Here is an 18188-nt window from a genome sequence, read left to right as displayed (position 1 = left end):
AGCCGAAACCAAAGGCTGTGCCGACGCCTAGTCTGAGCATGTCCGATAAAATTGAACTTCGCGCAGAGGTGCCGTCCGAATTGGGCGGCCAACGCCTCGATCAAGTCGCCGCACAATTATTCGCTGAGCACTCGCGCTCGCGCCTTTCCGCCTGGATCAAAGACGGCCGCCTGACTGTGGATGGGGCGGTTATCCGCCCGCGAGACATCGTCCACGGCGGCGCCATCCTTGAGCTGACTGCCGAGCAGGAAGCTCAGGGCGAATGGGTCGCTCAAGACATTGCCCTGGATATCGTCTACGAAGACGACGATATCCTGGTGATCAACAAGCCTGCGGGCCTGGTGGTGCACCCGGCTGCCGGTCACGCCGACGGCACCTTGCTCAACGCCTTGCTGCACCACGTGCCGGACATCATCAATGTGCCCCGCGCCGGTATCGTGCATCGTCTGGACAAGGACACCACCGGTCTGATGGTGGTGGCCAAGACCATTCAAGCGCAGACGCAGCTGGTTACACAGTTGCAGAGCCGCAGCGTCAGCCGGATCTACGAGTGCATCGTGATCGGTGTGGTGACAGCCGGTGGCAAGATCAACGCGCCGATCGGTCGTCACGGCCAGCAACGCCAGCGCATGGCCGTGATGGAGGGTGGCAAGCAAGCCGTCAGCCATTACCGCGTGCTCGAGCGCTTCCGCTCCCACACTCACGTGCGGGTGAAGCTGGAAACCGGTCGTACGCACCAGATTCGCGTGCACATGGCGCACATCAACTACCCGTTGGTCGGAGATCCTGCCTACGGCGGTCGCTTCCGTATTCCTCCGGCCGCCAACCCGACCATGGTCGAGTCGCTGAAAAACTTCCCGCGTCAGGCGCTGCATGCGCGTTTCCTGGAACTGGATCATCCGACCACCGGTCAGCGCATGAGCTGGGAATCGCCGTTGCCGGAAGATTTCGTCTGGCTGCTGACCCTGCTCAAGCAAGACCGCGAGGCGTTCATCGGATGAGTGACTGGCTGATTCCTGACTGGCCCGCGCCGGCCGGGGTCAAAGCCTGTGTGACCACCCGTGCGGGCGGCGTCAGTGTGGCGCCGTTCGACAGCCTCAACCTTGGCGATCACGTCGACGACAGCCCTGAAGCTGTTGCCGAGAATCGCCGGCGTCTGATCGATCATTTCTCCATTCAACCGGCCTGGCTGCAGCAGGTCCACGGCATTGTCGTGGCCTATGCCGACCCAAGCCAGGTGGTCACCGCTGATGCGAGCTGGACGTCGACACCCGGTATTGCTTGCGCGGCGATGACGGCCGATTGCCTGCCTGCGCTGTTTTGCGACCGTGCCGGCACTCGCGTAGCGGCGGCCCATGCCGGTTGGCGCGGGTTGGCTGCTGGCGTGCTGGAAGCCACACTCGACAGTCTGGCTGTGCCACCTGCCGAAGTATTGGTCTGGCTCGGCCCGGCCATCGGTCCGCAAGCCTTTGAAGTCGGCCCTGAAGTGCGCGAAACCTTTGTGCAGCAGTTACCGCAAGCGGCAGAAGCCTTTGTAATGAGCCAAAACCCCGGCAAGTTCATGGCCGACATCTATATGCTGGCCCGCTTGCGTCTGGCAGCTCGTGGTGTAACGGCTGTCTATGGTGGTGGTTTCTGCACCGTAACCGACCCTCGCTTCTTTTCTTATCGCCGTGCGTCCCGCACCGGTCGATTCGCCTCGCTGATCTGGCTCGCCCGCTAAGCTTCCCTGACCTGCATCAACGTCCCGACGCTTGAATCTCCCAGAATCGACCACATCTATTGTGGTATCTGGCAGGTTTCTTCATTCAGGATGTTTTATAGGTCCGGCCTGCTCAAAAGGAAGGTGACCCATGCGTATAGACCGTTTAACCAGCAAATTGCAGTTAGCGTTGTCCGATGCCCAATCCCTGGCTGTCGGTCACGATCATCCGGCCATTGAACCGGCGCACTTGATGCAAGCCTTGCTCGAACAGCAGGGTGGCTCGATCAAGCCCCTGTTGATGCAGGTGGGCTTCGACGTCAACAGCCTGCGTAAAGAGCTGACCAAAGAGCTCGACCAGCTACCGAAAATCCAGAACCCGACCGGTGACGTGAACATGTCGCAGGATCTGGCGCGCCTGCTCAACCAGGCCGACCGTCTGGCCCAGCAGAAAGGCGACCAGTTCATCTCCAGCGAGCTGGTGCTGCTCGCCGCCATGGACGAGAACAGCAAGCTCGGCAAACTGTTGCTTGGCCAGGGCGTGAGCAAGAAAGCCCTGGAAAATGCGATCAACAACCTGCGCGGTGGCGAGGCCGTCAACGACCCTAACCACGAAGAAGCGCGACAGGCGCTGGACAAATACACCGTCGACCTGACCAAGCGCGCCGAAGAAGGCAAGCTTGATCCGGTGATCGGCCGTGACGATGAAATTCGCCGCACGATCCAGGTGCTGCAACGTCGGACCAAGAACAACCCGGTGCTGATCGGTGAGCCTGGTGTGGGTAAAACCGCCATCGCCGAAGGCCTGGCCCAGCGCATTATCAATGGCGAAGTGCCGGATGGCCTCAAGGGCAAGCGTCTGTTGTCCCTGGACATGGGGGCGCTGATCGCCGGTGCCAAGTATCGCGGTGAGTTTGAAGAACGGCTCAAGGCATTGCTCAATGAACTGTCGAAGCAGGAAGGGCAGATCATCCTGTTCATCGACGAATTGCACACCATGGTCGGCGCCGGTAAGGGCGAAGGCTCGATGGATGCGGGCAACATGCTCAAGCCGGCCCTGGCCCGCGGTGAGCTGCACTGTGTCGGTGCCACCACGCTCAACGAGTACCGCCAATACATTGAGAAGGACGCCGCTCTCGAGCGACGTTTCCAGAAAGTACTGGTGGATGAGCCGAGCGAAGAAGACACCATCGCCATCCTGCGTGGCCTCAAGGAGCGTTATGAGGTTCACCACAAGGTGGCGATCACCGACGGCGCGATCATTGCCGCGGCCAAGCTCAGCCATCGCTACATTACCGATCGGCAGTTGCCGGACAAGGCCATCGACCTGATCGATGAAGCCGCCAGCCGCATCCGCATGGAGATCGACTCCAAGCCGGAAGTGCTGGACCGTCTGGAGCGTCGCCTGATTCAGCTGAAGGTGGAATCCCAGGCGCTGAAGAAAGAAAGCGATGACGCGGCGAAGAAGCGTCTGGAAAAGTTGCAGGAAGAAATCGCTCGGCATGAGCGTGAGTACTCGGATCTCGAAGAAATCTGGAACTCGGAAAAAGCCGAAGTCCAGGGTTCTGCGCAGATCCAGCAGAAAATCGAGCAGTCCCGTCAGGAACTGGAAGCGGCCCGTCGCAAAGGCGACCTGAACCGCATGGCCGAGTTGCAGTACGGGGTGATCCCGGATCTGGAACGCAGCCTGCAAATGGTCGATCAGCACGGCAAAGCCGAAAACCAGTTGCTGCGCAGCAAGGTGACTGAAGAAGAGATCGCCGAAGTCGTTTCGAAGTGGACCGGTATTCCGGTGTCGAAAATGCTCGAAGGCGAGCGCGAAAAGCTGATGAAAATGGAAAGCCTGTTGCACCAGCGTGTGATCGGCCAGGACGAAGCGGTGGTTGCGGTTTCCAACGCGGTGCGGCGTTCCCGCGCCGGGTTGTCCGACCCGAATCGCCCGAGCGGCTCGTTCATGTTCCTCGGCCCGACCGGCGTCGGTAAAACCGAGCTGTGCAAGGCGCTGGCCGAGTTCCTCTTTGATACTGAAGAGGCGATGGTGCGGATCGACATGTCCGAGTTCATGGAGAAACATTCCGTGGCTCGCTTGATCGGTGCGCCACCAGGCTACGTGGGGTATGAAGAGGGCGGTTACCTGACCGAGGCCGTACGTCGCAAGCCGTATTCGGTGATCCTCATGGACGAAGTCGAGAAGGCGCACCCGGATGTGTTCAACATCTTGCTGCAAGTGCTCGAGGATGGTCGTTTGACCGACAGCCATGGCCGCACGGTGGACTTCAAGAACACCGTGATTGTCATGACCTCCAACCTGGGGTCGGTGCAGATCCAGGAACTGGTCGGTGATCGTGAGGCGCAGCGTGCAGCGGTGATGGATGCGATTTCCAGCCACTTCCGGCCGGAGTTCATCAACCGGGTCGACGAAGTGGTGATCTTCGAGCCATTGGCGCGAGATCAGATCGCCGGTATTACCGAGATCCAGTTGGGTCGTCTGCGCAGCCGCCTGACTGAGCGGGAGCTGAAGCTTGAACTCAGCCCTGAAGCCATGGACAAGCTGATCGCGGTCGGTTACGACCCGGTGTATGGCGCACGGCCGCTCAAGCGCGCTATCCAGCGCTGGATCGAGAACCCGCTGGCGCAGCTGATCCTGTCCGGTCGATTCATGCCGGGCGATACCGCTCACGGTGTGGTGGAAAACGACGAAATCGTCTTCGTCTGATCCAAAACGGCAGCAAAATCGAAAAGGCCTCGCATAACGAGGCCTTTTTTTCGTTAGGCTGTTGAACTCAAAGGAAAAGGCTTGTAAAGTGCGCCCCGCAGTAAGTCACCCGCCAGGGTTTCCGCTCCCCAAGCAGGAATCCAAAATAAGTTGCAAATCATTAACTTGAAAGCAATTTAGGGGGTTGACAGAGGTGCTGAAGATTGTAGAATAGCGCGCCTCAGACACACGAACGCAGCGATGCGAACGGGTCGAAGAGAACGCAGTAAAGCTTCAAAGTTGTAAATTGAAATGTGTAGTTCCGTGATAGCTCAGTCGGTAGAGCAAATGACTGTTAATCATTGGGTCCCAGGTTCGAGTCCTGGTCACGGAGCCAATTTCAAACCGGGGTATAGCGCAGTCCGGTAGCGCGCCTGCTTTGGGAGCAGGATGTCAGGAGTTCGAATCCCCTTACCCCGACCATTTTTGGGTCGTTAGCTCAGTTGGTAGAGCAGTTGGCTTTTAACCAATTGGTCGTAGGTTCGAATCCCACACGACCCACCATTTTTGAAACCAGTTAACGCTGGAATCGAATCTTAAGATCAGAGGCCAAAAGCGCTGATCGAAGAAGGCGCCTTCAAGGGTGCCTTTTTTTTACCGGGGTATAGCGCAGTCCGGTAGCGCGCCTGCTTTGGGAGCAGGATGTCAGGAGTTCGAATCCCCTTACCCCGACCATATTAAAAATCCTCGTATCGAAAGATACGGGGATTTTTTTTGTCCATAGGAAACTCAAGAACGCCGCAAAGCCAATGTGGGAGCGGGCTTGCTCGCGAAAGCGGTGTATCAGTCAACATTTTTGTCGATTGATACACCGCTTTCGCGAGCAAGCCCGCTCCCACACTAGACCGAGTTAGTGCAGTTTCAGGCGCGGCTCAGTCCCGCGACCGATCTTGCTGCCCAGCATCAGCATCGCCGTGCGGAACGGCCCGTACAGCGCCATCTGGTGCATGCGGTACAGCGACACGTAGAACATCCGCGCCAGCCAGCCTTCGAGCATCACGCTGCCGGTGAGGTTGCCCATCAAGTTACCCACAGCCGAAAAACGCGACAGTGAGATCAGCGAGCCGTAGTCGGTGTACTTGTACTCCGGCAGTGCCTTGCCTTCGATGCGCAGTTTCAGCGATTTGGCCAGCAACGAAGCCTGTTGGTGAGCGGCCTGGGCACGTGGCGGCACATTGCGGTCGCTGCCCGGTTGCGGGCAGGCGGCGCAGTCACCGAAGGCGAAGATGTTCTCGTCACGGGTGGTTTGCAGGGTCGGCAGCACTTGCAGCTGATTGATGCGGTTGGTTTCCAGGCCATCGATGTCCTTGAGGAAACCCGGTGCGCGAATCCCCGCGGCCCAGACTTTCAGGCTGGCCTTGATTTCGTTGCCGTCGGCGGTGATCAGGCTATCGGCCGTCACTTCGCTGACAGCGGCATTGGTCATGACGTTGACCCCGAGTTTCTCCAGGGTTTTATGCACAGGCCCGCCAATCCGCTCCGGCAGCGCCGGCAGCACCCGTGGACCGGCTTCGATCAGGGTGATGTGCATGTTTTCCGGTTTGATCCGGTCCAGGCCATAGGCTGCCAATTCGTGGGCGGCGTTGTGCAGTTCGGCGGCCAGTTCGACTCCGGTGGCACCGGCGCCGACGATGGCCACGCTGATTTGTTCGATCGTGTCGGTCTGACCGGCGTGAGCGCGCAAATAGTGATTGAGCAGTTGCTGGTGGAATCGCTCGGCCTGTTTGCGGGTGTCGAGGAACAGGCAGTGCTGCGCCGCGCCCTGGGTGCCGAAATCGTTGGTGGTGCTGCCGACGGAGATCACCAGCGAGTCGTAAGGCACTTCGCGGGCCGGCACCAGCTCCACACCCGCTTCGTCATAGGTGGCGGCCAGCTGGATTTTTTTCTTCGCGCGATCGAGCCCGCTCATGCGCCCCAGCTGGAACTCGAAGTGGTTCCATTTGGCCTGGGCGACATAGTTGAGTTCATCTTCGGAAGAGTTCAGGGAGCCGGCCGCCACTTCGTGCAACAACGGTTTCCAGATGTGGGTCAGGTTCGCGTCGACCAGCATCACGCTGGCCGTACCGCGCTTGCCCAGGGTCTTACCCAGGCGGGTAGCCAACTCCAGACCGCCGGCGCCGCCGCCGACAATGACAATACGATGGGACATGGGGATAACTCGCAAGGCTAAAGGAAATCGGTGCAATTACCCGAGCGAGCGCGAGGCAGCTCATAGCGTCAGGTAACTGATAAGTCGGCTCAAAAGGCCCAGACCAATGGTCACTGCCAGGACCAGTACAAGGAGCATCCACGGCCGAAAAGGCCGGCGCTCGACTTGGTGCTGGGACAACTGCAGGTACTCTTCGACATGCTTTTGGTCGTCGGGGTTCAGGCGGCTGGTCATATCGGGCCTCGTCAGGGGTAGACGTTGCTGAATGTGTAGAAGCTACAGGGAAATTATTCAGCTGTGAACGGAGCTTAGCTGCTGACCGGGGAAAGGCTCGAGGCTCACAGGCTGATCCCGACGTCGAACACAATGCTGCGCCCCAGGTTGCTGCGCAAGAAGTCCGGCGCATCCGGGTGAGCGAACAGCACGCGGGCGAATGTCGGCCCAACCAATGACAGCGAACGCCAGCCTTGGCGCAGGTATTCGGTCGGCGGCGGGAAATGGCTGTTGAGGTCCAGCACTTCGCGTTTGAGGCTGGCGAAGGCAATGATGTCCAGCTCACCCAGATCCATGCCGCGCTCTTTGTAGTTGTGCGCTTTTTTGCGCAAGGTCGGCGCCAATCGCAGCAAGAACTCGTTGGCCGGTATGCGTCGTGGCTTGGCCTCGCGGCGCACCAGTTGACTCAGGGAAAACGCGCTGCGTCGGCGTTGCAGTTCGTCGCGCCATTCATCGTTGAGGCGCCGCCCCTCGTCGAGCACGAAGAACACCTCGAAACTGGCATCGCGAAACAACACATCCGGCGGCTCCCCGGCGGGGGCGAACTCATCGGCACGATAGGGAATGTTCAAGCCTTGCAGCAGGCGCTGGCAGACCCAACGCTCTCGCTCCCATTTGCGGGCATTGGACAGGAACGCGTTGGCTTGCTCGGCCGCGATGGTCAGCAGGCGTAAATAATCTGAGTCATCCATAGGCCCAAGCTTAGCGTTCAAATGTGATCGCAAAGAAGACAATTTGTCGCAGAGGCTCATAGCCTCCCGTTCCCATGCCCGTTCCAGGGCCCTGCACAAAATGGATAGTGATCTGCGCTCACTGGCTATTGCCACGTATCGGGCGGCTCTACCCTCGGCTGTACGGACGTAAGCCGTGTTACCGACGCTCTAAAAAAACAACAACAAGAGATATATGCCATGCGCAAGATCGACGTACATGAGGTTATCGACAACGCTCGTTTCAACCGCTTTCACTGGATGGTGCTGTTCTGGTGTGCCCTGATCATCATCTTCGACGGTTACGATCTGGTGATCTACGGCGTGGTCCTGCCGATGCTGATGAAAGAGTGGGGGCTCAGTCCTCTGCAAGCCGGTGCCCTGGGCAGCTATGCACTGTTCGGCATGATGTTCGGCGCGCTGTTCTTCGGACCGCTGTCGGACAGGATCGGCCGCAAAAAAGCCATCACGATCTGCGTGATGCTCTTCAGTGGTTTCACCGTGCTCAACGGTTTCGCCCGAAACCCCACCGAGTTCGGCCTCTGTCGCTTCATTGCCGGGCTCGGCATTGGCGGCGTGATGCCTAACGTCGTGGCACTGATGAACGAGTACGCGCCAAAAAAAATCCGCAGCACGCTGGTGGCGATCATGTTCAGTGGTTACTCGGTGGGCGGCATGCTGTCCGCCGGGCTGGGCATTGTGCTGATCCCGAGTTTCGGCTGGCAGTCGGTGTTTTACGTGGCGGTCCTGCCGTTGCTGTTGTTGCCGCTGATCATGTATTTCCTGCCCGAATCGGTGGGCTTCATGTTGCGTCAGGGGCGTAATGAAGAGGCGCGCAACATTCTTCAGCGCATCGATCCGGCCTACGTCGCGCAAACCTCTGATCAATTGCACATGGCCGAAGTGAAAGGCACGGGCACCCCGGTGTTGCAGTTGTTCCGTGAAGGCCGTGCGTTGCGCACGCTGATGCTATGGCTGGCGTTTTTCTGCTGCCTGCTGATGGTGTACGCGCTGAGTTCCTGGCTGCCGAAACTGATGGCCAACGCCGGTTACAGCCTGGGTTCGAGCCTGTCGTTCCTGCTGGTGTTGAACTTCGGCGCGATCTTCGGCGCGGTCGGTGGCGGGGTGCTGGGCGACAAACTCAATCTGCCGCGGGTGCTGTCGGTGTTTTTCGCCATGGCGGCGGTGTCGATCACCCTGTTGGGCTTCAACAGCCCGATGCCGGTGTTGTACCTGCTGATCGCCATTGCGGGTGCCACCACCATTGGCTCGCAGATTCTTTTGTACGCCTGCGCCGCGCAGTTTTATTCCATGACCATACGTTCCACCGGCTTGGGCTGGGCGTCGGGTATCGGGCGCAACGGGGCCATCGTCGGTCCGCTGCTGGGTGGCGCCTTGCTCGGGATCAGCTTGCCCCTGCAACTGAACTTCATGGCGTTTGCCTTGCCCGGTGCGGTGGCGGCCCTGGCCATGACCGTGTTCGCCATCAGCAGCCGACGCAGCGCTGCTGGCGTCAACCCAGCGTTGTCAGCGACCGGTGCCTGAATCATGAAAGCGTTTTTCCAGGACTTCTCGTTGTCAGCCGCCGTGGCTGGATTGATTGCCACGGTGATTTCCTATGCCGGCCCGTTGGTGATCATCTTTCAGGCGGCAGAAGCGGCACATCTTTCGCGGGAAGTGTTGTCGTCCTGGATCTGGGCGATCTCCATTGGCAGCGCCGTGCTCGGTATCGGTTTGAGCCTGCGCTACCGCGTTCCGGTGATCATCGCCTGGTCGGCGCCGGGCTCGGCGTTGCTGGTGACGCTGTTGCCGGACATCTCCATGGCAGAGGCGGTGGGGGCTTATCTGGTCAGCAGCCTGATCATTTTCGTGGTCGGCATCTCGGGGGCTTTCGACCGGATCATCAGCAAGCTGCCCGCCGCCATCGCGGCGGCGATGCTGGCGGGGATCCTGTTCAGTTTCGGCACCGGCTTGTTCGTGTCGATGCAGCACAAGCCGTTGCTGGTCCTGGCGATGTTTGCCTGCTACCTGATCTGCAAGCGTGTGATGCCGCGTTATGCAGTGATGATGGTGCTGCTGGTGGGCTGTTCGATTGCCGCGTTCACCGGTGATTTGCATCGTGAAGCACTGGTGATCGGCCTGGCTACGCCGGTGTGGATCACGCCTGAGTTCAGCCTGGGCGCGATCCTGAACATCGCCTTGCCGCTGGTGATGGTGGCGCTGACCGGTCAGTTCGTGCCCGGCATGGCGGTGCTGCGCGCCAGTGGATACCCAACGCCGGCGAGCCCGATCATCGCCAGTAGCGCGCTGGGCACGGCATTGCTGGCGCCGTTCGGTTGCCATGGACTGAATCTGGCGGCGATCACCGCAGCAATCTGCACCGGTCGCGAAGCCCACGAAGATCCTCGCAAACGCTACGTGGCCGGAGTTGTCGGCGGCCTGTGCTACCTGCTGTTTGGAATCTTCGGCGTCACGCTGGTCTCGCTGTTTTCAGCGTTCCCCAAAGAGTTGATCGCGGCACTGGCCGGCCTTGCCTTGTTCGCCGCCATTGCCGGCGCGTTGACGGGCGCGATGGCGGTGCCGAGCGATCGCGAAGCCGCGCTGGTGACCTTTCTGGTCACGGCTTCGGGCATGTCGCTGTTCGGTTTGTCCGCGGCGTTCTGGGGGCTGATTTTCGGCATGCTCACCCATGTGCTGTTGAGCGCCCGTCGTTCCGTCCCCCGTCGCAAATCCACTGCAACTGAAGTCCTTCAACCAGTCGATCAATAACAATAAGAGAAAAACGATGAAACAGATTCTCCCAACAACCGGTTCGGCGTTGTCCCTGGCTGTCGTCTCGGGATTTTCCACAGGCGCGATGGCGGCGGAAACCGGCTTTGTCGAAGACAGCACCGCGACGTTGCAGGCGCGCAATTACTACTTCAGCCGCGACTATTCCGACATCGTCGGCGCCAACCAGCAATCGAAGGCTGAAGAGTGGGCCCAGGGTTTCATCCTCAACGTGAAGTCCGGATACACCCAGGGCACCGTCGGGTTTGGGGTGGACGTCATCGGCTTGCTCGGCCTCAAGCTCGACAGCGCCCCGGACCGGACCAATACCGGTTTGCTGCCGGTGCAGGACGACGGCCGCGCAGCGGATAACTACAGCCGCCTGGAAGGTGCGTTGAAGATGCGCTACTCCAAAACCGAGCTGAAAGTCGGTGAGCTGCAACCCAATCTGCCGGTGTTGGCATTCAGCGATATTCGCCTGCTGCCGCCGAGTTATCAGGGCGCAAGCATCACCTCCAACGAGATCAATGGCCTGACGGTGCAGGGTGGTCACTTGAGTTCAACCAGCCTGCGCAACGAGGCTGGTGACGAAAAGATGCAAGCGATGCTGGGTCATGTGCCGCAGCGCCAGGTTAGCAGTGACGGTTTCAATTTTGCCGGCGCTGATTATGTCTTCAACGACAAGCGCAGCTCGGTCAGCGCCTGGTACGGGCAACTGGAAGATATCTACAACCAGCGTTTTCTGGGTTTAAAACACAGTGAGCCGGTGGGCGACTGGATCCTCGGTGCCAACCTCGGTTACTACGATTCGCGCGAAGACGGTAACAAACTGCTGGGCAACATCGACAACCAGGCGTTCTTCTCGTTGCTGTCGGCCAAGCGTGGCGGCCATACGTTTTACGTCGGCTATCAGGGCATGTTCGGTGACAGTGCGTTCCCACGGGTGTTTGCCAACATCTCACCACTGGGTAACGAAGTGCCGACCTACGAGTTTGCCTCCACCGATGAGCGCTCCTGGCAGGCGCGCTACGACTACGACTTCGCGGCGCTCGGCGTACCGGGGCTGACCAGTACCGTGCGCTACATCAGCGGTAACAATGTCGATACCGGCAAGGGCTATGAAGGCAAGGATCGCGAGCGTGACCTGGACATCGGCTATGTGCTGCAGAGTGGCAGCCTCAAAGGTTTGGGCATTCGCGTGCGCAATGCGATGGCGCGTTCAAACTACCGCAGTGATATCGACGAGAACCGCTTGATCCTCAGCTACACGTGGACCTTGCTGTGAGCCTGGTGATCACAGGTTGCTGGTGCAATCACCCATGACGTTGTAGGTCACGCGATGGGTCTGACCCTGATGATCGACATACTCCATGGTCGCCGGTACAACCCCGCACGCGGTCGCCGTGTCGGACACAGAAACCACCTTGGCGATGTCCAGGGGCTGTGCCGGGTTATACAGGACCGCGAGGGGTTCGTTGTCGGCGGCCATGGCCGAGGTGGCGATGACGGTCAGCAACAGGCTGATCAACGTTTTCATGTTGGCGTGCTCCGTGTCGGTTTTGATGTCTGAATTTTAGTCTTTGCCACCGACGGATAAAGGGGCGAACGGCGGATGCAGCCTTACATAAAACGTAACAGTCATCGCCCGAGGGGGGCTTATGGATGTGCTTAACAACTTGCGCGTGTTCATCCGGGTGGTGGACTGCGCCAGTTTCACCGGGGCTGCCGATGCGCTGGATCTGTCGACCGCGCAGGTATCCCGATTGGTGGCGGATCTGGAGGAGCATGTACAGGCGCGTCTGCTGCAACGCACCACGCGGCGCTTGAGCCTGACCGACGCCGGCGAGCGCTTGCTGCTGCGCAGCCGGCAAATCGTCGAGGCCATGGACGAGGCAACGGCCGAGGCCCGTGGCGCTCATATCAATCCGTCCGGACGCCTGCGGGTGCACAGCATGAACGGCCTGGGTGTGCTGCTCACGCCATTGATCGCCCGCTACAGCGAGCTTTATCCCGATGTGGTGTTCGAGCTGACCTTGTCACAGCGCAATCCCGATCCGCTGGAGGAGGGGCACGATGTGGTGATTTCGATCGCTCCGGAACTTGCCGACTCGCAAATGGTTGCGCAGGCCATCGGGCAGATCTACAGCGTGCCCTGTGCCTCCCCGGCTTACCTGCAACGCCGGGGTGTTCCGCAGCAGCCGCTGGCGCTGGGCGATCATCAATGCCTGCGCATGCTCGACCCCTTGTACAGCGATCAATGGCTGTTCCAGGATGAGCACGGCGAGCACGGCGAGCACGCCGTCAGCCCGGCCAAGACCTTTCAGTGCAATGTTGCCGAGTCGATGGTCAAGGCTTCAGAGGCGGGCATGGGCATCAGCCTGCTGCCGTTCTACACCGCGACGCGGCCCTTGAGCGACGGCACTTTGCTGCGCGTGTTACCGGCATGGCGCCTGCGCGAGCGCAATGTGTATGCGCTGTATCCTTCGCGACGCTTTCTCGATGCCAAGGTCCGCACCTGGGTGGACTTTCTCAAGTCTGAGCTACCGAAGCTGTTCGCCGAGCATGATGCGGTGATGAACGATCCGCGGCATTGGGCTTGAAGTCGAAGGGCAGGCGAGCGGCGGTGTAGACTGAGTGCCTGTTGTTCTTCGCCTGGGAGGCGTGCGTAGCCATGATCGGTGCAGAGTTGCTGTCATCGCAAACCCTTGCGGTCGGCTGGCTGATCTATGTGCCGGTGTTGATCTGGGCGATCTGTCGCACACCGTGGGTTGAACTGTTCACCGACAGCCGTCGCCAGCATCTGCTGTTTGGAACGGTGTTTGCGCTGTTTCTGTTGTGGCTGGTGCGGCGCGATTTTGATACCGGCGTGTCTTACCACTTCATCGGCATGACAGCGGTGACGCTACTGCTGGACTGGCCACTGGCGCTGGTCGGCGGGTTGGTGGCGCAAACGGGGCTGGTGTTGCTCGGCCGACAGGACCTGGCGGCGGTCGGGGTCAATGGCGCGCTGTTGATTGCGCTACCGGTGCTGGTCACCGAGTGCTGCGCCATTCTGGTGGAGCGGGCGCAGCCACGAAATCCCTTCGTGTATATCTTCGTTTCCGGATTCTTTGCCGCCGCGCTGTCGGCATTGCTGTGCCTGCTGCTGGCGCTTTGGTTGCTGTGGTTCGACGAGCGTTTTGCCATGCCGTACTGGCTGGAGGATTTTGTCGGATATCTGTGGCTGATCATTTTTCCCGAAGCGTTTATCAACGGCATGATCGTCAGTGCGCTGGTGGTGTTCTGCCCGGAATGGCTTGAGACGTTCAACCGCACACGCTACCTCTCGGCCCCCTGGAAAGACGACGATCCCAAGTCCTGATTCGCATCAAGACCTGGAATCGCCCACTCGATGGATCAGTGGCGCGGGTCGAAGTCACCGCTGAACATCTCGTCCTCGGCATCGGGAGCCACTGGAATCTTGTGTTCTTCGGACGCCCAGGCGCCCAGGTCGATCAGTTTGCAGCGGTCGGAGCAGAATGGCCGGAATTTGCTCTCGGCGGTCCATTCCACGGGGGCGCCACAGGTTGGGCATTCGACGGTTGTTGGTTGGCTCATGACTGGCCTCCACGCAAAGAAAGATAAAAGTGATGCAGGCGTTCAACCTCGCTGTGCAGCCAGGCAAGGTCGCGGTCATTGACCACGACGTCGTCGGCATGGCTCACGCGATCCTGGCGGCTGGACTGGGCCTTGAGGATCGCCTGGACTTGCTGCTCGCTGGTCTGGTCACGTTGCAGGGTACGTTCGATCTGCAATTGTTCGGGGGCATCGATCACCAGCACCCGTTGGGTCATGGCGTATTGCCCGGACTCGATCAGCAGCGGCGAAACCAGAATCGCATAAGGCGATTTTGCCAGCGCCAGGTGGTGAGCGATCTCCTCGCCGATCAGCGGATGCAGGAGCGCCTCCAGCCAGCGGCGCTCTTCAGGCACCTCGAAGATCAATTTGCGTAGCGCGGCGCGGTCCAGTAGCCCGTCGGCCTGCAACACGCCGGTGCCGAAGTGCCCGGCGATTTGTGCCAGTGCCGGGCGGCCGGGTTCCACTACCCAGCGAGCGGCATGATCGGCGTCGACCACATGCACGCCCAGATCGATGAAGTGTTGGGCGGCCGCACTTTTGCCGCTGCCGATGCCGCCGGTCAGGCCGAGAATCCAGGGTTTTTCCACAGGGCTATTCATTTCAAACCGACAAACTGCCAATAGAGGTCGGTTATTTGACCACCCCAGAGCAACGCAATCCAGCCGGCAATGGCCAGATAGGGGCCGAAAGGGATCGGCGTCGAGGTTTTTGCGTTGCGCCAGCGCAGCAGCATCAGCCCGATAATGGCACCCACCAGCGAGGACAGCAGGATGGTCAGCGGCAAAATCTGCCAGCCACCCCAGGCGCCCAGCATCGCCAGCAGCTTGAAGTCGCCGTAGCCCATGCCGTCCTTGCCCGTGATCAGCTTGAACAGCCAGAACACCGACCACAGCAGGCCGTAGCCGGCGATCGCCCCCCAAAGCGCCTCGTGCAGCGACACGAACAGGCCGAAACTGTTGACGATCAACCCCAGCCAAATCAACGGCAGCACCAGTACGTCCGGCAATATCTGATGTTCGGCGTCGATCAGGCTCATCGCCAGCAACCCCCAGCTCAGGACCAGCACCAGGGCGGCCGGCCAACCGAAGCCGAAGTGCCAGGCAACAAACGCCGACAACAGGCCGCAGGCCAGTTCGGTCAACGGATAGCGCGGGCTGATCGCTGCCGCACAGGCTGAACAACGGCCGCGCAAAAACACATAACTGAGCAGCGGGATGTTTTCCCAGGCGCGGATTCGGTGACCGCAGTGCGGGCACTGGGAGTGGGGCAGCAACAGGTTGTAGGTTGGCAGCGGCGTTTCGCCAGGCAGCCCGAGAATGTCATGGGCCTGCTCGCGCCAGTCGCGTTCGAGCATTTTCGGCAGGCGCCAGATCACGACATTGAGAAAACTGCCGACCAGCAGGCCGGTGATGCCTGCGAGAAGGACAAAGGCCAGCGGAGAGTGAATCAGAATTTCATTCAAGGGCATGTCAGATCGCTGAGCCAAGTTGGAAGATGGGCAGGTACATGGCAACTACCAGTCCACCGACGATAACACCCAGCACCACCATGATGAACGGTTCCATCAGGCTGGTGAGGTTATCGACCATGTTATCGACGTTGTCTTCGTAGAACCCCGCGACTTTGTCGAGCATAGCGTCCAGGGTGCCGGACTCTTCGCCGATGGCAGTCATTTGTATCGCCATGTTCGGAAAGACGCCGCAGGTGCGCATGGCGAAATGCAATTGCATGCCGGTCGAGATGTCCTGCCGGATGCGCAATACTGCACGCTTGAACACGACATTGCCGGTCGCACCGGCCACGGATTCCAGGGCCTCCACCAGCGGTACGCCGGCAGCGAAAGTGGTCGACAGTGTACGGGCGAACCGGGCCACGGCGGACTTGTGCATCAAGGTGCCCACCAGCGGCAGTTTCAGCAGCCAGGTGTCCATCCGGTCACGCAAGGCCGGGGATGTCCTGAGGGCGTGGCGCACGCCGAAGGCCGTTGTGATCAGCGTGCCAAGGACCACCCACCACCAGGCCTGCATGAATTGCGACAGGCCAATGACCATTACGGTGAAGGCCGGCAGTTCGGCACCAAAGCCTTTGAACACCGACTCGAACTGCGGCACGACATTGACCAGCAGAATCCCGGTGACAATCGCCGCGACGAACACCACCACCAGCGGGTAGGTCATGGCTTTCCTGATCCTGGCCTTGAGGCTTTCGCTTTTTTCCTTGTAGGTCGCCACCCGTTCCAAAAGGGTGTCGAGGGCACCGGCCTGCTCGCCGGCATCCACCAGGTTGCAATACAGCTCATCGAAATACCGGGGTTTCTTGCGCAGGGCGGCGGCGAAGCTGCTGCCTGCCGCAACTTCCTGTTTCAGTTCGTCCACCAGCTTGCGCATGGCCGGATTGTCGAAGCCTTCGCCGATAATGTCGAACGACTGCAACAACGGCACGCCGGCCTTCATCATCGTCGCCATTTGCCGGGTGAACAGGGCAATGTCCTGGGCCTTGATGCGCTTGCCCATGTTGAAGACCGAAGGGTTTTTCTTGCGAACCTTGCCGGGAGTGATGCCCTGCTTGCGCAGCTTCGCCTTGATCAGCGCCGGGTTTTGAGCGCTGAGTTCGCCGGTCACTTTTGTGCCTTTGCGGTCGATGCCTTCCCATGCATACACGCTGATTTTCGCTGCCTTGACCGCCATGTTCAGTCCTGGGTATTCCGATTGAATTGCTCTTATAGCCTAGTCAAAGGACGGGGCCAAACCCGCCAGGGTGAGGTGACAAAAAACGTCAGATAGTGCTGATCCTGGTAGTAGGCAAGGGCTGTGCTGCCACCACGCCCCTTGCCAACAGGGGCTTCTGGCCTTGGCACAGGCTGTGCTGCCATGGGGCAGGTCATGAGCCTTCGACTCATGCATGGAGCTTGTACATGAACAATCAGAAAGGTTTTACCCTGATCGAGTTGCTCGTCGTGGTGGCGATCATCGGGATCCTGGCAACATTGGGCCTGCCGATGTATTCCAAGTACCAGGCCCGGGCCAAGGTCACGGCGGCGCTGGCCGAACTGACTGCAATGAAGGTGCCGTTCGAGGATGTGATCAACCAGGGGGAAACCCCGACAATTGCCAACGTGGCGCCTGCCGGCGAGGCATCGACCAACCATTGCGCCCTGTCTGTGACGGCTACAACGCCGGGGGCGGGATCAATCGTTTGTACGTTGCACAATGCCCCGGGGGTGGTCCAGGGCAAAACCGTCACCCTGACACGGGACGAAGCCAAAGGCTGGTCATGTAGGAGCAGCGTTTCCCAGGATTACTTGCCTAAAGGGTGTTCCGGTTCTGCGGCATGATTTGCTGAATCTAGTCCCCGCTTTTGCGGGGATTTTCCTGTTTGTCGTCCCGTCGTCAAAAGCCACAGATAAAGCTCGGAAATTCAGCATCTTAGGAACTTTCCATAAACCCGCAACTTGCACGCAGTGTTTGTGCTTCTCGTGCATTTTGCATGATTTCGAAAATTGGCTTATTTTATAACTTATTGATTAATAAGGTTTTATTCTCTGTTTTAAAGTTGGCACAGCGTTCGCAATATCCTTGGTAACCCTGCCGACAAGACACCCGGCAGACTTTCCGAAAAACAGGAGTTACTCGTATGAAGAAGTTCGCTATCACTGCCGCTGCTGCTACCGCGCTGACCCTGACCATGGCCAACGCTGCGTTTGCTCAAACCACCCAGGCAACCCAGTCGCCAATGGTGCTGGCTGCCGGTGAAATGACCGAAGCGAAAGAAGCTACTTCCGATACCTGGATCACCACCAAAGTCAAAGCTGACCTGATGACCGAAAAAGGCATTCCAGGTACCGACATCAAGGTTGAAACCAACAAAGGTGTGGTATCGCTGTCGTCGACCACTGCCGTGACCGATTCGCAAAAAGAAATGGCTGTGGCCATCACCAAGAAGATCAAAGGCGTCAAGGCGGTCTCCGCTGACGGCCTCAAAGCCGAGTAAGGCAAGACTTCTCGCCTGGACCGGGAGAGGGTGCGACAGACGGGTCGAGTCATACGTCTGTTGCAACCAGAGGGTTCATGCGAACGGCCAAAGGATGTTGGCCACTACAGGCCCCGCGCATTTTTGCCGGGGCCTGTTCTATGTGTAGCGCTGAAAAACCAATGTGGGAGCGGGCTTGCTCGCGAAGGCTGACTGACATTCAACACATGCGTTGAATGAAAG

General features: G+C 59.4%; 18 protein-coding genes and 4 tRNA genes. 14 read left to right on the top strand and 8 right to left on the bottom strand.

Features of this window, described 5'->3' with window-relative positions:
* Nucleotides 1-38 precede the first annotated feature (38 nt).
* The 7 genes from rluD to AC3IT6_RS25030 all read left to right on the top strand — a co-directional run bounded on the left by rluD (nucleotide 39) and on the right by AC3IT6_RS25030 (nucleotide 5132).
* A complete protein-coding gene (rluD, locus tag AC3IT6_RS25060) occupies nucleotides 39-1001 on the top strand; it encodes a 23S rRNA pseudouridine(1911/1915/1917) synthase RluD (RefSeq protein ID WP_008052092.1) in 963 nt (320 codons plus the stop codon).
* Nucleotides 998-1723 (top strand): peptidoglycan editing factor PgeF, encoded by a 726-nt coding sequence (gene pgeF, locus AC3IT6_RS25055; RefSeq protein WP_489353466.1) that lies wholly within the window; start codon nucleotides 998-1000, stop codon nucleotides 1721-1723. The genes rluD and pgeF overlap by 4 nt, the downstream gene beginning before the upstream one ends.
* A gap of 130 nt (nucleotides 1724-1853) precedes the next feature.
* Nucleotides 1854-4418 (top strand): ATP-dependent chaperone ClpB, encoded by a 2565-nt coding sequence (gene clpB, locus AC3IT6_RS25050; protein ID WP_223448997.1) that lies wholly within the window; start codon nucleotides 1854-1856, stop codon nucleotides 4416-4418.
* A 300-nt stretch (nucleotides 4419-4718) separates the two neighbouring features.
* Nucleotides 4719-4794 (top strand) — tRNA-Asn (locus AC3IT6_RS25045).
* A 9-nt stretch (nucleotides 4795-4803) separates the two neighbouring features.
* Nucleotides 4804-4880 (top strand) — tRNA-Pro (locus tag AC3IT6_RS25040).
* A gap of 5 nt (nucleotides 4881-4885) precedes the next feature.
* Nucleotides 4886-4961, top strand: a tRNA-Lys gene (locus tag AC3IT6_RS25035).
* A 94-nt stretch (nucleotides 4962-5055) separates the two neighbouring features.
* Nucleotides 5056-5132 (top strand) — tRNA-Pro (locus AC3IT6_RS25030).
* 175 nt (nucleotides 5133-5307) lie between these two features.
* Here the strand turns inward: AC3IT6_RS25030 and AC3IT6_RS25025 are convergent.
* The 3 genes from AC3IT6_RS25025 to AC3IT6_RS25015 form a co-directional block, all read right to left on the bottom strand.
* Nucleotides 5308-6606, bottom strand: coding sequence for an NAD(P)/FAD-dependent oxidoreductase (locus AC3IT6_RS25025; RefSeq protein WP_150727051.1), 1299 nt, complete (start codon nucleotides 6604-6606; stop codon nucleotides 5308-5310).
* Between the two features lie 60 nt (nucleotides 6607-6666).
* Nucleotides 6667-6840, bottom strand: coding sequence for a DUF3094 domain-containing protein (locus AC3IT6_RS25020; RefSeq protein WP_007970531.1), 174 nt, complete (start codon nucleotides 6838-6840; stop codon nucleotides 6667-6669).
* Nucleotides 6841-6944: 104 nt separating this feature from the next.
* Entirely contained in the window at nucleotides 6945-7571 is a 627-nt protein-coding gene (locus AC3IT6_RS25015) for a DUF1780 domain-containing protein (protein WP_007970534.1), read from the bottom strand.
* Nucleotides 7572-7790: 219 nt separating this feature from the next.
* Between AC3IT6_RS25015 and AC3IT6_RS25010 the strand changes: the two genes are divergently transcribed.
* From AC3IT6_RS25010 to AC3IT6_RS25000, 3 genes are read left to right on the top strand one after another with little or no spacing between them, the layout of a single operon-like run.
* On the top strand, nucleotides 7791-9134 hold the full coding sequence (locus AC3IT6_RS25010; protein WP_150727052.1) for an aromatic acid/H+ symport family MFS transporter: 1344 nt from the start codon (nucleotides 7791-7793) through the stop codon (nucleotides 9132-9134).
* 3 nt (nucleotides 9135-9137) lie between these two features.
* A complete protein-coding gene (locus tag AC3IT6_RS25005) occupies nucleotides 9138-10358 on the top strand; it encodes a benzoate/H(+) symporter BenE family transporter (RefSeq protein ID WP_489353465.1) in 1221 nt (406 codons plus the stop codon).
* Between the two features lie 16 nt (nucleotides 10359-10374).
* On the top strand, nucleotides 10375-11643 hold the full coding sequence (locus tag AC3IT6_RS25000) for an OprD family porin (protein ID WP_489353464.1): 1269 nt from the start codon (nucleotides 10375-10377) through the stop codon (nucleotides 11641-11643).
* Nucleotides 11644-11652: 9 nt separating this feature from the next.
* On the opposite strand, the gene AC3IT6_RS24995 is transcribed toward AC3IT6_RS25000, so the two are convergent.
* Nucleotides 11653-11895, bottom strand: coding sequence for a DUF2790 domain-containing protein (locus AC3IT6_RS24995; RefSeq protein WP_057713259.1), 243 nt, complete (start codon nucleotides 11893-11895; stop codon nucleotides 11653-11655).
* Nucleotides 11896-12016: 121 nt separating this feature from the next.
* Between AC3IT6_RS24995 and AC3IT6_RS24990 the strand changes: the two genes are divergently transcribed.
* Both AC3IT6_RS24990 and AC3IT6_RS24985 read left to right on the top strand, forming a co-directional pair.
* Nucleotides 12017-12958: a LysR family transcriptional regulator gene (locus AC3IT6_RS24990; RefSeq protein ID WP_489353463.1), complete on the top strand. Its 942-nt coding sequence runs from the start codon at nucleotides 12017-12019 to the stop codon at nucleotides 12956-12958.
* 71 nt (nucleotides 12959-13029) lie between these two features.
* Nucleotides 13030-13719 (top strand): energy-coupling factor ABC transporter permease, encoded by a 690-nt coding sequence (locus tag AC3IT6_RS24985; RefSeq protein WP_489356672.1) that lies wholly within the window; start codon nucleotides 13030-13032, stop codon nucleotides 13717-13719.
* Nucleotides 13720-13754: 35 nt separating this feature from the next.
* Here the strand turns inward: AC3IT6_RS24985 and yacG are convergent, their stop codons facing one another.
* From yacG to AC3IT6_RS24965, 4 genes are read right to left on the bottom strand one after another with little or no spacing between them, the layout of a single operon-like run.
* Complete coding sequence (gene yacG, locus AC3IT6_RS24980; protein WP_007970539.1) at nucleotides 13755-13955, bottom strand: DNA gyrase inhibitor YacG; 201 nt, start codon at nucleotides 13953-13955, stop codon at nucleotides 13755-13757.
* The gene (gene coaE, locus AC3IT6_RS24975; RefSeq protein ID WP_223446871.1) at nucleotides 13952-14575 is read right to left on the bottom strand and encodes a dephospho-CoA kinase; all 624 of its coding nucleotides are present in this window, start codon (nucleotides 14573-14575) and stop codon (nucleotides 13952-13954) included. Before coaE ends, yacG begins: the two co-directional genes overlap by 4 nt.
* A complete protein-coding gene (locus AC3IT6_RS24970) occupies nucleotides 14572-15444 on the bottom strand; it encodes a prepilin peptidase (RefSeq protein ID WP_223446869.1) in 873 nt (290 codons plus the stop codon). The genes coaE and AC3IT6_RS24970 overlap by 4 nt, the downstream gene beginning before the upstream one ends.
* A gap of 1 nt (nucleotide 15445) precedes the next feature.
* Complete coding sequence (locus AC3IT6_RS24965) at nucleotides 15446-16663, bottom strand: type II secretion system F family protein (RefSeq protein WP_489353462.1); 1218 nt, start codon at nucleotides 16661-16663, stop codon at nucleotides 15446-15448.
* A 227-nt stretch (nucleotides 16664-16890) separates the two neighbouring features.
* Between AC3IT6_RS24965 and AC3IT6_RS24960 the strand changes: the two genes are divergently transcribed.
* Together AC3IT6_RS24960 and AC3IT6_RS24955 are read left to right on the top strand one after the other, a co-directional pair.
* Nucleotides 16891-17310 carry a pilin gene (locus tag AC3IT6_RS24960; protein ID WP_489353461.1) on the top strand — a complete coding sequence of 140 codons (420 nt, stop codon included), beginning with the start codon at nucleotides 16891-16893 and terminating at the stop codon, nucleotides 17308-17310.
* 299 nt (nucleotides 17311-17609) lie between these two features.
* A complete protein-coding gene (locus AC3IT6_RS24955; protein ID WP_151214144.1) occupies nucleotides 17610-17966 on the top strand; it encodes a BON domain-containing protein in 357 nt (118 codons plus the stop codon).
* Nucleotides 17967-18188 lie beyond the last annotated feature (222 nt).

The sequence above is a fragment of the Pseudomonas sp. KH_017 genome, assembly GCF_057840285.1.
Note: the sequence above shows the minus strand (reverse complement) of the source record. Positions and strands in the feature narration are given on the sequence as shown.